Origin of the sequence: Agromyces binzhouensis (assembly GCF_004135055.1) — a bacterium.
Classification (GTDB): domain Bacteria; phylum Actinomycetota; class Actinomycetes; order Actinomycetales; family Microbacteriaceae; genus Agromyces; species Agromyces binzhouensis.
The window spans coordinates 1-562 of record NZ_SDPL01000816.1; the positions used below are offsets into that span (position 1 = coordinate 1).

The window sequence follows — 562 nt, forward strand, 5'->3', positions numbered from 1 at the left end:
CGGCGTCGGCGCCCGATCCGAGGGCGTCCGCGGAGCCGCCGGCCGCCGCATCCGTCGTCGCATCGACCGCGCCTGGCGCGGTCACCGGCACGATCGCCAACGGACGCGTCGCCTCGAGCGACGCCTTCTTCGCCGCGGCGACCTCGGCGATCGGGTCGCGACCGTCGAGCGGGCGCACGAAGATGAGCGCACCCTCGAGCTCGCGCAGCTCGTGCTCGCCGATCTCGAGCAGGGATCGCGTTCCGCTCTTGCGTCGCTGCTCGAACGAGAGCTCGTCGACCTCGATGAAGTGCGAGCCGTCGCGCGAGCTGAAGTAGCGGCGGCTGGAGCCATCGGTGATCGCGACGATCACGGCCTCGTAGTCGCCGCTGGGCTGCAGCGAACTCAGGAAGTACCGGCGCCGATCGGGATCCGCGTGCTCGTCGGAGTCGAGCACGACCGTCGCGGCGCGGCGCCGTGGACGGCGTCCCGGGCTCGCGCTCGCACGCATGGCCCAGCGATCCCGCTCGAGCACGCCCACCTCGTCGGACGCGCCCCCGTCGCGCGACCGTCGGCCGCGCTG

General features: G+C 73.5%; 1 protein-coding gene. It reads right to left on the reverse strand.

The window, feature by feature from the left end:
* On the reverse strand, window positions 1–514 hold a 514-nt coding region (locus ESO86_RS18385; protein ID WP_165308454.1), incomplete at its 3' end, for a hypothetical protein.
* Between the last annotated feature and the right edge of the window lie 48 nt (window positions 515–562).